Consider the following 13,009-nt stretch of genomic DNA (forward strand, 5'->3'; position numbering starts at 1 on the left):
GTGCGTCACCTGGCGGTGCTCGACGTCATCCCGGCGGTGAACCTGGGGGAGTCGGTGGACGCGGAGCACGACGCCGCGCGACCGCGCGGCCGCGCGGCGGCTGGCGATGCCGGTGGCCGCGCGCTGTGGCAGCGTCCGGTCGGCGAACTGCCCTCGACCCGGCGGCGGTGTGGGGCGCGTGGGCGCCCGGCCTGCGGACGCACGTGCCGGACTGCGGCCACTTCCGGCCCCAGGAGCGGCCGGCGGAGGTCGTGGTGGCGCTGCGCGAACTGCTCGCCGCGTGAGGCCCGGGTCACCCCGCCTCACCGCGCCCGGAAGGGTAGTTTCGAGGTATGAGTGCACAACACTTTGATGTCGTCGTGCTGGGGGCCGGGGTGGGCGGCTACGTCGCGGCGATCCGCGCGTCCCAGCTGGGGCTGAGCGCCGCGGTGGTCGAGGAGAAGTACTGGGGTGGGGTCTGCCTGAACGTCGGGTGCATCCCGTCGAAGGCGCTGCTGCGCAACGCCGAGCTGGCGCACGTCGTCACGCAGGAAGCGAAGGCCTTCGGCATCTCCTCCGACAGCCCGATCAAGGTCGACTACACGGCCGCGTACGAGCGGAGCCGGAAGGTCGCCGACGGGCGCGTCAAGGGCGTGCACTTCCTGATGAAGAAGAACAAGATCACCGAGTTCGACGGGCACGGCACGTTCGTCGACGACCACACCCTCGAGGTGAACGGCTCGCAGATCACGTTCGACCACTGCATCATCGCGACCGGCGCGAAGACGCGGCTGCTGCCGGGCACTTCGCGCAGCGAGCGCGTGGTGACGTACGAAGAGCAGATCCTCTCGAGCGAGCTGCCGTCGAGCATCGTGATCGCCGGCGCGGGCGCGATCGGCGTCGAGTTCGCCTACGTGCTGCACAACTACGGCGTCGACGTCACGATCGTCGAGTTCCTCGACCGGATGGTGCCGCTGGAAGACGCCGAGGTGTCGGCGGAACTCGCGCGGCGCTACCGCAAGCTGGGCATCAAGGTGCTGACGTCGACCCGCGTCGAGTCGATCGACGACTCGGGTTCCTCGGTGCAGGTGACGGTGTCTTCGGAAAAGAACGGGCAGCAGGTCCTTTCCGCGGACAAGGTCATGCAGGCGATCGGCTTCCAGCCGCGCGTGGAGGGCTACGGCCTCGAGAAGACGGGCGTGGCCCTGACCGACCGCGGCGCGATCGCGGTGGACGGCCGCGGCCGCACGAACGTCGACCACATCTTCGCGATCGGCGACGTGACGGCGAAGCTGATGCTGGCGCACGCGTCGGAGTCGATGGGCGTGGTGGCGGCGGAGACGATCGCGGGCGCGGAGACGATGGAGCTCGACTTCCCGATGATCCCGCGCGCGACGTACTGCCAGCCCCAGATCGCCAGCTTCGGCTGGACGGAGGAGCAGGCCCGCGAGAAGGGCTTCGACGTCCAGGTGGCGAAGTTCCCCTTCACGGCCAACGGCAAGGCCCAGGGCCTCGGCGACGCGGGCGGCTTCGTGAAGCTGATCAGCGACGCGAAGTACGGCGAGCTCATCGGCGGCCACCTGATCGGCCCGGACGTGACGGAGCTGCTGCCGGAGCTGACGCTGGCCCAGCAGTGGGACCTGACGGTCCACGAGGTGGCGCGCAACGTCCACGCCCACCCGACGCTCGGCGAAGCGGTGAAGGAAGCCCTCCACGGCCTCGCGGGTCACATGATCAACATGTAGGAGCTCGGGCGAAGTGGTCCGCGGCCGGAACGGGGAGGCGCATGGTGTCCAGGCTGCGTGCTGCCGAGAGGGTGAATCTCCGGTCGGCCAGGAGTTTGTCTTCGGCGGAGTCCGGCTTCCGGACTCCGCGAAGGTGAGCTTTCGAGGCGGAGGGCGTCCGCACGAGCGTGCTCTCACCGCCGAGCATGGACTGGTCGTGTTCAACGGGGTCTCCTGGTATCGGCGCACCGAAGAACCGCCGCTGTGAAACCGCCCGGGACCACGACCAAGGCGGCGCCGACAAGCCTCGCGGGTCACATGATCAACATGTAGGGACGTCGAAGCGGAACTCCGGCCGGTCCCAGCGGATCTTCGGCGGCTTCGCCGGGACCGTGCCGGTGCGCCGCGCGCCCATCCGGAGGTAGAACGCCGACGCGGGCGGGTGGGAAACGACGCGCACGCTCGCCAGCCCGCGTCCGCGGGCTTCGGCGAGCATGTGGGCGATCAGGCGGGCGCCGATGCCGAGACCCTGGGCCGCGTCCGCCACGAAGAGCAGGTCCAGTTCCGCTCCGACGAGCGCGTAGAAGCCGAGCACCTCGCCCCCTCGGGTGGCGGTGTGGGCCGGGTTCGCCTCGACGTACTCCGGTGTGACCGCGTAACCGTCCAAGATGGACGCGTAGTCGCCTTGGTAGGCCGAAGAAGCGTGCATCAAGGCGGTCAAGGCGCCGGCCTGGTCCGGCGTGGCGCGGACGATCTCGATTTCTGCCATGCCGCCGACCGTACGGCAGGGCACCGACAGTTCCGGTTGACCTCCAGCGTGCTTGAAGTTCCAGGATGGTGGAACCGATCACCGGCTGGAGGAATCACCATGAAAGCTGTTGCGTTCACCGAATTCGGTGGCCCCGAAGTCCTTCGCGTCCTCGATCTGCCCGAGCCGCACGCCGGGCCGGGGGAGGTGCGTGTCCGGGTCAGGGCCGCCGGGGTGCAGCCCTACGATGCCGCCGTGCGGAGCGGGTGGGAACCGCCCGGGCTCGCGCTCTCCTGGCCGCGGGTGCCCGGGAACGAGTTCGCCGGGGTGGTCGACGAAGGCGATCTCGAGGCCGGTACCGAAGTTCTCGGCTTCACCGCCGTGCAGGCCGCCGCCGAATACGTCGTCGTCCCCGTTTCCGATGTCACGCCGAAGCCGCCGGATATGCCGTGGGAGGTGGCCGGCGGGTTCACCGCCGGTGCGCAGACCGCCTCCATCGCCCTGGAAGCACTGGGACTGCGGGCCGGGGAGACGCTGCTCGCCCACGGCGCCGCCGGATCGGTCGGGACCGTCGCCGTGCAGCTCGCGAAACTGGCCGGCGCCCGGGTGATCGGCACCGCGAGCGAAGCCAACCAGGACTACCTGCGCGGGCTCGGCGCGGTCCCCGTCGTCTACGGCGAAGGCCTGAAGGGCCGGGTTCTGGCGGCCGCACCGCAAGGCGTCGACGTGGTGCTCGACGGCGCCGGCGGCGAAGCACTCGATCTCTCACTCGAACTGGTGAGAGATCGGCACCGGATCCTCACCCTGGTCGACCACCACCGGGCCGCGGAACTCGCGGTGCTCGTCTCGAAGTCCGGACGCTCCGCCGCCCGCCTCGCCGAGCTGGCCGCGCTCTACGCCAAGGGCGACCTGCGCTTCACCGTGCGCCGGGCCTACCCGTACACCGAGGCCGTCGCCGCACACCGGGAAATCGAGACCGGACACGGCCGGGGAAAAATAGTTCTCACGTTTCCTTGAGCCGCTTGGTCGTTCCAGCATGTGGACCAGTGGGCGTTCCCGACTTTGGTCGCTGGAATCCCGGCCGGTCACTCCTTAGATTCTTCCCATTACACCCAGTCGGGTGTCATTCGGTCGAGTGGCCGAGTAGCACAGGGAGACATCGATGGTGAGATTCAGCCGGGTCGCCGCGCACGCGGTTCCGCTGACGGTGGGCGCGCTGCTGCTGACGACGGGGGTCTCGGTGGCGCAGCCGTCCACCGTGGACGCCGCGGCCGCGCGCACCGAAGCGGGCATCAGCGCACTGCAGAGCATCAAGAAGAGCCTGAGCCCCGCGGAACGCAAGCAATCGAGCCAGCTGGTCGTCGAGAAGCGGTTGCGGGCCGACCGGTCGCTGGCCGCGAAGCTGCCGGAATACCGCTCCGGCGTCGGCGTGAGCACCGCCGGCACCGTTTCGGTCGACATAGCCACCCAGGGCAACTCCGTCGCGAACGCCGTCAAGGCGGCGGGCGGCGCGGTCCGGTACGTCTCCCCGGACGGCGCCGTCCGCGCCGACCTGCCGCTGTCCGCGCTGGACGCGATCGCCGGCCGTGCCGACGTCACCGAGGTCAAGCCCGCCGCACAGGCCACCACCTGGAGCGAGGCGGGCAACCGCGACTTCCGCACGGCGGTGGCCGCCGCGACGCAGGTGTCCGAAGGCGACAAGGCGCACGGCGCCGACACCGCCCGCACCACCTACGGCGTCAGCGGCTCCGGCGTGAAGGTCTGCGTGCTCTCCGACGGCGTCGATTCCCTGGCGAAGTCGCAGGCCGCCGGCGAGCTGCCCGCGGTCGACGTGCTGTCCGGCCAGAAGGGCAGCGGCGACGAGGGCACCGCGATGCTCGAGATCGTCCACGACCTCGCGCCGAACGCGACCCTCGGCTTCGCGACCGCGTTCACCAGCGAGGCGAGCTTCGCCGCGAACATCCGCGCGCTGCGCAGCACCGGCAAGTGCCAGATCATCGTCGACGACGTCTCCTACTTCGACGAGTCGCCGTTCCAGGACACGCAGGTCGCGCAGGCGGTCAACGACGTGACGGCGGCCGGCGCGCTGTACTTCTCCTCGGCCGGCAACTCGGGCAACGCGACCGACGGCACCAGTGGCTACTACGAGGGCGACTTCCGCGCGTCCTCGTCGAAGATCAGCGGCGTCACCGGCACCCCGCACGACTTCGACCCGAGCAGCACCACGCAGAACTTCGACGCCCTGTCCGCCGGCTCGCTCGGCAAGCCGGTGACGCTGTTCTGGTCCGACCCGTGGGGCCGGTCCGCCAACGACTACGACCTGTTCGTCCTGAACTCCTCGGGCAGCGTCGTGGCCTCGAGCGAGAACGCGCAGTCCGGCTCGCAGAACCCGTACGAGATCGCGAACGTGCCGTCCACCGGCTCGGGCTACAAGGTCGCGGTCGTCAAGTACAGCGGCGCCGACCGGTTCATCGCCCTCAACGTGATCCGCGGCCGGTTCGTCGCTTCGGGCTCGCTCAAGGCGTTCAGCACCAACGGTGTCACGAACGGCCACTCGGCGGCGGTCAACGCGTTCAGCGTGGCGGCGGCGCCGGCGGCCGCCGCGTTCGGCCGTCCCCTGGAAACCGGTGACCCGGCGAACCCGGCGGGCCCGTACCCCGGCCAGTTCTCCGCGTCGAGCAAGTGGGAGCGGTTCTCCTCCGACGGCAAGCGCCGCGTGTTCTACGCCGCCGACGGCACCGCGGTCACGCCGGGCAACGTGTCCTCGACCGGCGGCACGGTCCGGAACAAGCCGGACATCACCGCGGCCGACGGCGTCGCCACCTCGGTGACGGGCTTCCAGCCGTTCTTCGGCACGTCGGCGGCGGCCCGCACGCGGCGGCCATCGCGGCGCTGCTGCTGTCGGGCAAGCCGACCGCGACCCCGGCCCAGATCCGCACGGCCCTGGTGTCCTCGGCGATCGACCTGGGCGTGCCCGGGTTCGACACGGTGACCGGCACCGGCGTGATCATGGCCGGCCCGGCCCTGGCCGCGCTGGGTGTCCAGCCCAAGTAACGTCCCCCGCACCGGACGGCCCGGCGAGCAGCGCGCTCGCCGGGCCGGTTCCGTCAGGGGCGCCCGGTGACCAGGAGGTGGAAGCCGAGGCCGCCGCCGGCGAGGCGTTCGTGGGCCCGCACCTCCAGCCCGGCGCGAACCAGCGCGGCTTCGACGTGGTCCAGGGGACGAATCCGGAAACCGTTGCGGGTCAGCATCTCGGCGCGGTTCATCGCGTCCGGATCGCCGATGCCGAGCACGAACCGGCCGCCCGGTCGCAGCACCCGGGCGACCTCGGTGAGGGCGGCGTCGAGGTCGTCGATGAAGTAGATGGTGTTCGTGGAGACGATCGCGTCGACCGACGCGGCGGCCAGGGGGAGCGCCGTCATCGAGCCTTCGTGCACCACCAGCCGGCCCGCGGCGATCTCCCGGCGGAACGTCCTGCGGGCGCGCTCGAGCATCGTCAGGGAGACGTCCACGCCGTGGACTTCGCCGGCTTCCCGCAGCAGCAGGGACAGGCCCAGTCCGCCGCCGAAGCCGATGTCCAGGGCCGTTTCGGTGCCGCCGGTTCGCAGCCCGGCGACCGCCCGCACGACCGCCGCCCGGTTTCGGCGGTTGAGCATCGCGCCGACGATCCGGCCCCGCAGGCCGTTAGGGTGACCGAGTTGCCGGGCCAGCCCGGCCTGGAAGCGCTCGCGAAGTCCCATGCGGGCAGTCTAGGAGGAACGATGGCGAAGACGGCGGTGGTCACCGGGGCGGGGTCGGGCATCGGGCGGGCGGTGGCCCGGGCGCTCCTGGAAGACGGCTACCGCGTCGCCTTGGCCGGGCGGCGCGCTTCCGCGCTCGAGGAAACCGCCGCGGGCTTCGAGAACGCGCTCGCCGTGCCCACCGACGTTTCCGGTGAGGACTCGGTCGAAGCCCTCTTCGAAACCGTGCGCGACCGGTGGGGACGGCTCGACCTGCTCTTCAACAACGCCGGGATCTCGGTCGGCGGCACGGTCGCCGACCTGTCCGTCGAGGACTGGAAGCGGACCGTCGACGTCAACCTCACCGGGATGTTCCTCTGCGCGCGGCAGGCCGTGCGGCTGATGAAGGGGCAGGAGCCGCGGGGCGGCCGGATCGTCAACAACGGCTCGATCTCCGCGCACGTGCCGCGGCCGGCCAGCGTCGCCTACACCGCGACCAAGCACGCGGTCACCGGCCTGACCCGGTCGATCTCGCTGGACGGCCGGGCCTGGAACGTCGCCTGCGGCCAGATCGACATCGGCAACGCGGCCACCGAGATGACCGAGCGGATGGCGGCCGGCATCCCGCAGCCCGACGGCCGGGTCGTCGCCGAGCCGACGTTCGACGTCCGCCACGTGGCCGACGCGGTGCGGTACATGGCCGGGCTGCCGCTCGACGCGAACGTCCAGTTCCTCACCGTCACCGCGACGACCATGCCCTTCATCGGCCGCGGCTAGGGGATCACCCGGGCCTTCCGGAACTCGTCGAAGAGCCGGTAGAACATCTGTTCCGTCTCGACGTGTTCGCCGAAGCCCGCGCGGCGGGACTTCGACGTGTCCGCGAACACGTCGTAGTCCCACCCGAACACGAAGTCGCCGAACGCCCACGAGGCCGAAACGTCCGCGTAGGACGCCGACAAGCCGTGCCGCGCGGCCATCTCGGTCCAGAGTGGACCCTTGTCCGCCATGACGTCCACAAGGGACATCCGCAGCGGCGGGGCGACGTCGAGGCCGAAGTACGCCGCCAGTTTCGGCCACAGCTCGCGCCAGCGGAACAGGTCGCCGTTCGCGATGTTGAAGGCGCCCTGCTGCCCGGTCGCCCAGACCGTCGCCGAGGCCAGGAGGCCCGCGTCGGTCATCTCCAGCAGGCTGTCGTACGCGCCGGGCTTGCCGGGGAACCGCAGCGGCAGCCCGAGCTCCTTCGAGATCGACGCGTAGACCGCGATCACCAGCGCGAGGTTCATCGGGTTGCCCAGCGTGGTGCCGCCGACCACCGACGGCCGCAGCGCCGACCACGTCCAGGGTCCCGCCCGCCGTTCGAGGAACTGCTGCTGGTCGACGTTGAACTCCGGCGGCATGTGCCCGGCGTCGGTCTCGCGCGCCGGGGTCTTGAACGGGCCGAGGTGCGCGCCGTAGACCTTGTAGCCCTGCATCAGGCTCACGTGCTCGAGACCGGGGGCCGCCGCTTCGACGGCGTCGACGAGGTTCGTCAGCATCGCCAGGTTCGGCGGGACGAGCTCCGCCCACGTCGGTTTGTCCTGGTAGGCGGCGTAGAAGAGGTGCGTCGTCGCGGTCAGGGGGGCGAGCTTCGCGCGGGTGTCCGCCGCGTCGAGGAGGTCGACGGCGATGGAGCCCGGGCCGCCGCGGCGGGAGAGGCCGACGACGTCCCAGCCGCCCGCCGCCCGGAGGTGCTCGACGAGGTTCCTGCCGATGATCCCGTTCGACCCGGCGACCACTGCTGTCTTGCGTTCCATGAGCTCCACACTGGGCGCGGGGCAGTCATAAGTCCAAGGCTTGGTTGTCACCAAATCGATAAGCTGCGTTCATGACAAGTCTGCGGCAGCTCGAGTACCTGGTCACGGTGGTCGACACCGGCTCGTTCACCCGGGCCGCCGAGCAGCTGCACGTGACGCAGCCGGCGTTGTCGCATCAGATGCGGGCCCTCGAACGCAGCCTCGGCGGCCCGCTGCTGGAGCGGCTGCCCCGCGCGGTCCGGCTGACGCCGATGGGCCGGGCGATGCTGCCGCACGCGCGGGCGGCGCTGGCCGACGCCGAACGCGCGCGCTGCGCGGCCCGGCTGGCGTCCGGGACGACGGCGGGCGAGCTGCAGGTCGCCACCGTGTACTCGGTGAGCCTGGGTGTGCTGCCGCCGGCGTTGCGCGTGTGGCGGCGCGCCCGGCCGGAGGTCGACGTCCGGCTGATCGAGTTCCGGCACGCCGACGAGCTGCGGGAGGCGATGGCCGCGGGCGAGGCCGACGTCGCGCTCGGCCCGCGGCCCGGCGACTGGGCGGGACCGGTGCGGGAGCTCGGGGTGGAGGAGTTCGTCGTGGTCCTGCCCGCGGACGGCGCCGGCGAGGACGACGGCACCGGCGAGGTCGACCTGTCGACCTTGGCGGACTGCGCGTGGGTGCACTACGCGCCGGGCAACGGCCTGGCCGAGCTGGTCGACGCGACCTGCGCGGCGGCGGGCTTCCGTCCCCGGCCGGCGGTCCGCACCGAGCAGACGGCGGCGGCCCCGATCCTGGCGGCGGCGGGCCTGGGCCCGGCGTTGGTCCCGGCGAACGTCCTCCCGGTCCGCTTCGACGGGCGGGTGCTGCGCCCGAGCGTGCCGGTCCGCCGGACGCTGGCGGCCTACACCCGGGCGGATCCGGATCCGCTGACCAGGGCGTTCATCGACACCCTGGTGGAGCACGCGAGCGTTCAGAGGCGGCCGAGCCAGGGGTGCGCGCCATAGGTTCTGCCGAGCGCCTCCGCGAGCCAACGCCGCTGCGCCGCGTCCAGCACCGGGAGCGCGGCGGCGAAGTCCTCTTCGTCCTTGGGGCGGGTGCCGTGGGCCTTGGCGAACAACTGCACCTCCGGCGCCAGATACGGCAGCCCCTCGGCCGAAACCCCGCCCAGCAGCGCGATTTCCCGGCGCACCGCGGGATTCCGGCGGGAGACCCACTCGTCACCCGCCGCCGGGTCGAGCATGATCTGGAGCCGCCACGGCGCGGACGCCGACGGTCGGCACCAGACGTCGTCGACGCCGTCGCCCAGCAGCTCGCCGCGGCCCCAGGGCCGCAAGGTGCCGGGTGGGTCCGCGGCCCACCACTCCCACGTCGGCAGCGCCTCCTGGACCGCGAGCTGATCGCGGCGGAGCAGCAGGACGTCCACGTCGGCGTGCTCGCGGAACGCCCGGCCGACGGCGAGCTCGACGGCGTACCCGCCGGCGATCCACCACGGCGCACGGACGTGCGCGAACAGCGCGGCCACCTCGGGTAGCGGGACGGGCTCCCAGCTCACGAGACGCCGATGCCCGCCAGCACCGGCCCGGTGAACGGCGTCGTCGTGACGTCGTGGACCCGGGAGCCCCACACCGCGTGGCCGTGGCCCGACCACAGCGGGGCAGCCGGGAGGTCGCGCAACAGCTGGTTCTCCGCCAGCCGGTACAGCTCGCCCGCCTCCTCCGGGGTGGCCGCCGCGTCGGCCAACGACAGGTTCTGGCGGAAGACCTCGTCCGTGTACCCCGACTCCGAAGCCAGCAGCGACAGCAGCTCGTACGGGCTGCCCGTCGCCAGCTTGACGTCCACGGTGGACGGTCCGTCCAGCGGGCCGGTCTTCGGCACCGCCTGCGCCGTCACGGATACGTCCAGCGCCTTGTGCAGCCCGACCACCAGGGTCCGCGTCCAGGACTCGGCGCCTGGTCCGAAGTAGACGGTGGCGCCGCCGGGGAAGGCCGCCTGCTTCAGCAGGGCCTTGCCCGCCGCCGCGTCGAAGCTGCACGGGCGGCAGGTCCCCGTGCGCTCGCCCGGTGCGTCCGACGGCGGCAACAGCGCCTTGGCCGGGTCGACCTGGTGGGCCAGCGGTCCGGCCTCCAGCGCCGCGCGGTCCACGCCCAGCGCGAAGCCGTGGCGGACCGTCGGGTCGGCGAACCGCGGGTTCGTCACCGGGAACGCCAGGTAGCCCGCTTCGGGCAGCGCCCAGGACGCGTGGCGGTCCGCGAAGTCGCCGGGCACGGCCTCGTGCCGCTCGCCGGGGACCTCCGTCGCGAGGTCCAGCGTGCCCGCCTTGACCGCGTCGTACTGGGTGGCCGGCTCGCCGACCCGCAACTCGATCTCCTCCGCCTTCCCGGCGCCGACGCGCTTGAGCGTGCCGCCCGAACCCGGCTTCCAGCCGCCGTCGAGGCGGTACGGGCCGTTGCCGACCGGCGCCTTCGCGAAGCCGTCCCAGTCGCGGGACGCGAGCACCGACGGCGGCAGCGGGACCAGGCCCGGCGCCGAGAGCAGCGCGGGGACCTGGCCGGACGGCCGGTCCAGCGTCAAATTGATCGTGTCCGGCGCCGTCGCCTTGATCTCCCGGGCGCGCAGGAGCTTCGTCAGCACCGGCGAGGACACCCAGTGCGCCGCGGCGACCGCCCGCCAGGTGTCCACATAGGACTGGGCGGTGACCGGCGTGCCGTCGTGGAACGTGCCGGGCCGCAGCTTCACCGTCCAGTGCACCCGGTCGGTGCTCTCGATCGACGCCGCCGCGCGCGGCGTGACCTTCCCGGACGCGGCGTCGTAGTCGGCCAGCGGGGTCCACAGCGCGCCCGTCACCAGGCGGCCCGCCTGGTCGGCGAGGTCGGCCGGCAGCAGCGTCGCGGGCTCGCGGAGGCCGACGGACAGGACGCCGGGCCGCGCGGGATCGGAACCGGAACAGCCGGTGACGGCGAGGGCCAGCGCGGCGAACAGGGCGAACAGACGCATGTGCCAGTCCTACCAGTCGGAAGGCAACGAAAGACGGTTGTGTCCGGTTGATCTCCGTCGTACCGTTCGGGTGGTCACGCTCGCCGGCGTTCTGGGAGGTTTCGCGTGCGCACCTGGTTGCGGTCGTGCTTCGCCGCCGTCACCGTCAGCGCCACGCTGGTCGCGACCGGGTTGCCGGCCGCGGCCTGTGGCGAGGACGACAAACCCGCGGTCCCGGCCGCCCGGACGCTGGGCGACCCGGGGGCGATCAAGAACGTCAAGGCCGTCGGCAACGTGCCCGACGCCGCCGGCGCCATCTCGGTCAACTTCCTCGACTACGGCCGCCGGGACGTCATGGTCGTGTCCGGCGAGTTCGGGCTCAAGGTGTACGACCTGACGAAGAACCCGGCCGCGCCGAAGCTGGTCGGGCAGGTCAGCCTGCCGGGGCTGTGGGAGACCGAGGACACCGAGGTCGACCAGAACCGCAAGCTGGTCTTCCTCTCGCGCGACCCGCGCGCGTACGGCGGCACCACGCACACCGGCGAGTCGGGCATCTACGTCGTCGACGTCGCGAAGCCCGAGGCCCCGGCGATCCTCAGCTACGTCCAGGTGCCGGCCGGCCACACCACCAGCTGCGTCGACGGCTGCCGCTACCTGTGGACCGGCGGCCCGGCGAAGGCCGACAACCAGCCGGCCGACTGGGGCGGGCGGCCGATCTGGGTCACCGACGTCCGCGACCCGAAGCACCCGAAGGTGAACCCGCAGCCGATCGAGCTGGCCCGCAACGACGGCAAGACCGACTACGTGCACGACGTGCAGGTGGACGCCGACGGCGTGGCCTGGGTGTCCGGGCGCGGCGGCGTCCGCGGCTACTGGACTTCCGGCATCCACCGCGACCCGCTGTCCGGGCGGATCCGCCGCGCGACCGCGCACGAACCGGTCCCGTACGCCGGCGGCGGCATCGCCGAGACGGCAGCGCCGTCGCGGTTCATGCACAACAGCTTCCACCCGGCCGGCCACCGCATCGGCGACGGTGCCTGGCGCGGCCAGGACCTGATCTACGCGACGGAGGAGAACTTCGTCGACGGCTGCGCGGGCGACGGCGTCCTGACGATCTCGTCCCTGGCCGGCTCCTACCACGGCGAAGGCTGGCGTTCGACGCCGGAGAAGCCGTTCCGCCTGCAGAGCGTGGGCACGTGGAGCGTCAACGGCCAGGAGGGCAGCGACCCGGCGTCGGACGACTGCTCCGCGCACTACTTCGACGTCCGCGGCAAGATCCTGGTGCAGTCGTTCTACGCGCAGGGGACCCGGTTCCTCGACGTCAGCGACCCGACGAACCCGCGGCAGATCGCCTACTACCGCCCGGGCGACGCGAGCGCATGGGCGCCGTACTGGCACGGGAAGTACGTCTACGTGGCCGACAACACCCGCGGCGTGGACATCCTGCAGCTCACGAGGTAGCCCCGCCGGTCTTTCGGGGGCTCCGGGTAGCGGGGCCCCCGGCTCGGGGCGCAGCCCCGGGTGGCACAGTCGGGCACCAGTAGCGCAGGCGCCCGGCGGCGCTGGTGTCCATGAGCACGCCGCCGTTGCGTTCGATCACGCGGCGCGAGGCGTGGTTGTCCGGCGCGCACGTCAGCAGAGCGCGGTCCAGGCCCGCTTCGTGCGCCATGCCGAGCACCGCTCGCAGCAGCGCGGTCGCGTGGCCCCGGCCGCGCGCCGTGGGGCGGATGTCGTAGCCGATGTGGCCGCCGAACTCGGTCAGTTCCGGGGTGAGCCGGAGGTCGAGCCGGGCCCGGCCGAGGAACTGCCTGTCCTCGACCCACCAGTAGACGCGGTGGGCCGTCCGGTCCCGGGCGGTGACGGCCGTACCGCGCAGGCCGTCCCGGCGCAGGTGCTCGAGCCAGTCCCGGAATGCCGCCGGCTCGGTGACGTCCGCCAACCGGACGTCGAGGAGCTCGCCCTCTTCGTGGAACTCGTGCAACGCGGCGAGGAACGACTCGTGGTAGCTCTCGCCGGGGACGACCAAGGACATCGCCCGACCATCACCGATAAGCGCGGCACGGGCAAGGGGATTTCCGGAGGCCGCCGGGCGGGCGG

At 72.1% G+C, this 13,009-nt stretch carries 12 protein-coding genes and 1 pseudogene; 7 read left to right on the forward strand and 6 right to left on the reverse strand.

Translation table 11 applies throughout. The annotated features are described in order from the left end of the window. Positions 1-125 precede the first annotated feature (125 nt). On the forward strand, positions 126-284 hold the full coding sequence (locus ACLJOU_RS28635) for a hypothetical protein (protein ID WP_410571506.1): 159 nt from the start codon (positions 126-128) through the stop codon (positions 282-284). A 48-nt stretch (positions 285-332) separates the two neighbouring features. Next, positions 333-1,724 carry a dihydrolipoyl dehydrogenase gene (lpdA, locus tag ACLJOU_RS28640; RefSeq protein WP_410571508.1) on the forward strand — a complete coding sequence of 464 codons (1,392 nt, stop codon included), beginning with the start codon at positions 333-335 and terminating at the stop codon, positions 1,722-1,724. A 301-nt stretch (positions 1,725-2,025) separates the two neighbouring features. On the opposite strand, the gene ACLJOU_RS28645 is transcribed toward lpdA, so the two are convergent. Beyond that, complete coding sequence (locus ACLJOU_RS28645; protein ID WP_410571509.1) at positions 2,026-2,472, reverse strand: GNAT family N-acetyltransferase; 447 nt, start codon at positions 2,470-2,472, stop codon at positions 2,026-2,028. 99 nt (positions 2,473-2,571) lie between these two features. Between ACLJOU_RS28645 and ACLJOU_RS28650 the strand changes: the two genes are divergently transcribed. Both ACLJOU_RS28650 and ACLJOU_RS28655 read left to right on the forward strand, forming a co-directional pair. Further along, entirely contained in the window at positions 2,572-3,468 is an 897-nt protein-coding gene (locus ACLJOU_RS28650) for an NADP-dependent oxidoreductase (protein ID WP_410571511.1), read from the forward strand. A gap of 145 nt (positions 3,469-3,613) precedes the next feature. Beyond that, a pseudogene (locus ACLJOU_RS28655) lies at positions 3,614-5,505 on the forward strand (S8 family peptidase). A 53-nt stretch (positions 5,506-5,558) separates the two neighbouring features. On the opposite strand, the gene ACLJOU_RS28660 reads toward ACLJOU_RS28655, so the two are convergent. Then, positions 5,559-6,191: a class I SAM-dependent methyltransferase gene (locus tag ACLJOU_RS28660; protein WP_410571512.1), complete on the reverse strand. Its 633-nt coding sequence runs from the start codon at positions 6,189-6,191 to the stop codon at positions 5,559-5,561. Positions 6,192-6,212: 21 nt separating this feature from the next. Here ACLJOU_RS28660 and ACLJOU_RS28665 point away from each other — a divergent pair, with 21 nt between their 5' ends. Next, entirely contained in the window at positions 6,213-6,947 is a 735-nt protein-coding gene (locus ACLJOU_RS28665; RefSeq protein ID WP_410571514.1) for an SDR family oxidoreductase, read from the forward strand. Here the strand turns inward: ACLJOU_RS28665 and ACLJOU_RS28670 are convergent. After that, complete coding sequence (locus ACLJOU_RS28670) at positions 6,944-7,963, reverse strand: SDR family oxidoreductase (RefSeq protein ID WP_410571516.1); 1,020 nt, start codon at positions 7,961-7,963, stop codon at positions 6,944-6,946. The two genes, ACLJOU_RS28665 and ACLJOU_RS28670, sit on opposite strands and share 4 nt — an antisense overlap. Before the next feature lie 71 nt (positions 7,964-8,034). On the opposite strand from ACLJOU_RS28670, the gene ACLJOU_RS28675 reads away from it, so the two are divergent. Beyond that, positions 8,035-8,943, forward strand: coding sequence for a LysR family transcriptional regulator (locus ACLJOU_RS28675; RefSeq protein ID WP_410571518.1), 909 nt, complete (start codon positions 8,035-8,037; stop codon positions 8,941-8,943). Here ACLJOU_RS28675 and ACLJOU_RS28680 read toward each other — a convergent pair. Next, on the reverse strand, positions 8,910-9,491 hold the full coding sequence (locus tag ACLJOU_RS28680) for a nucleotidyltransferase domain-containing protein (protein WP_410571520.1): 582 nt from the start codon (positions 9,489-9,491) through the stop codon (positions 8,910-8,912). The two genes, ACLJOU_RS28675 and ACLJOU_RS28680, sit on opposite strands and share 34 nt — an antisense overlap. Continuing rightward, positions 9,488-10,933 carry an ABC transporter substrate-binding protein gene (locus tag ACLJOU_RS28685; protein ID WP_410571522.1) on the reverse strand — a complete coding sequence of 482 codons (1,446 nt, stop codon included), beginning with the start codon at positions 10,931-10,933 and terminating at the stop codon, positions 9,488-9,490. The genes ACLJOU_RS28680 and ACLJOU_RS28685 overlap by 4 nt, the downstream gene beginning before the upstream one ends. Before the next feature lie 105 nt (positions 10,934-11,038). On the opposite strand from ACLJOU_RS28685, the gene ACLJOU_RS28690 reads away from it, so the two are divergent. Continuing rightward, complete coding sequence (locus tag ACLJOU_RS28690; RefSeq protein ID WP_410571524.1) at positions 11,039-12,373, forward strand: LVIVD repeat-containing protein; 1,335 nt, start codon at positions 11,039-11,041, stop codon at positions 12,371-12,373. Here the strand turns inward: ACLJOU_RS28690 and ACLJOU_RS28695 are convergent. Then, positions 12,363-12,944 carry a GNAT family N-acetyltransferase gene (locus ACLJOU_RS28695; protein ID WP_410571525.1) on the reverse strand — a complete coding sequence of 194 codons (582 nt, stop codon included), beginning with the start codon at positions 12,942-12,944 and terminating at the stop codon, positions 12,363-12,365. The two genes, ACLJOU_RS28690 and ACLJOU_RS28695, sit on opposite strands and share 11 nt — an antisense overlap. Between the last annotated feature and the right edge of the window lie 65 nt (positions 12,945-13,009).

The sequence above is a fragment of the Amycolatopsis sp. cmx-4-61 genome (assembly GCF_046548775.1).
GTDB lineage: Bacteria > Actinomycetota > Actinomycetes > Mycobacteriales > Pseudonocardiaceae > Amycolatopsis.

Bases quoted from the DNA above. Each gene is read 5' to 3' on its own strand.
- ACLJOU_RS28665 (WP_410571514.1), top strand. From the start codon at position 6,213: ATGGCGAAGACGGCGGTGGTCACCGGGGCGGGGTCGGGCATCGGGCGG.
- ACLJOU_RS28695 (WP_410571525.1), bottom strand. From the start codon at position 12,944: ATGTCCTTGGTCGTCCCCGGCGAGAGCTACCACGAGTCGTTCCTCGCC.
- ACLJOU_RS28645 (WP_410571509.1), bottom strand. From the start codon at position 2,472: ATGGCAGAAATCGAGATCGTCCGCGCCACGCCGGACCAGGCCGGCGCC.
- lpdA (WP_410571508.1), top strand. From the start codon at position 333: ATGAGTGCACAACACTTTGATGTCGTCGTGCTGGGGGCCGGGGTGGGC.
- ACLJOU_RS28660 (WP_410571512.1), bottom strand. From the start codon at position 6,191: ATGGGACTTCGCGAGCGCTTCCAGGCCGGGCTGGCCCGGCAACTCGGT.
- ACLJOU_RS28685 (WP_410571522.1), bottom strand. From the start codon at position 10,933: ATGCGTCTGTTCGCCCTGTTCGCCGCGCTGGCCCTCGCCGTCACCGGC.
- ACLJOU_RS28675 (WP_410571518.1), top strand. From the start codon at position 8,035: ATGACAAGTCTGCGGCAGCTCGAGTACCTGGTCACGGTGGTCGACACC.
- ACLJOU_RS28670 (WP_410571516.1), bottom strand. From the start codon at position 7,963: ATGGAACGCAAGACAGCAGTGGTCGCCGGGTCGAACGGGATCATCGGC.
- ACLJOU_RS28650 (WP_410571511.1), top strand. From the start codon at position 2,572: ATGAAAGCTGTTGCGTTCACCGAATTCGGTGGCCCCGAAGTCCTTCGC.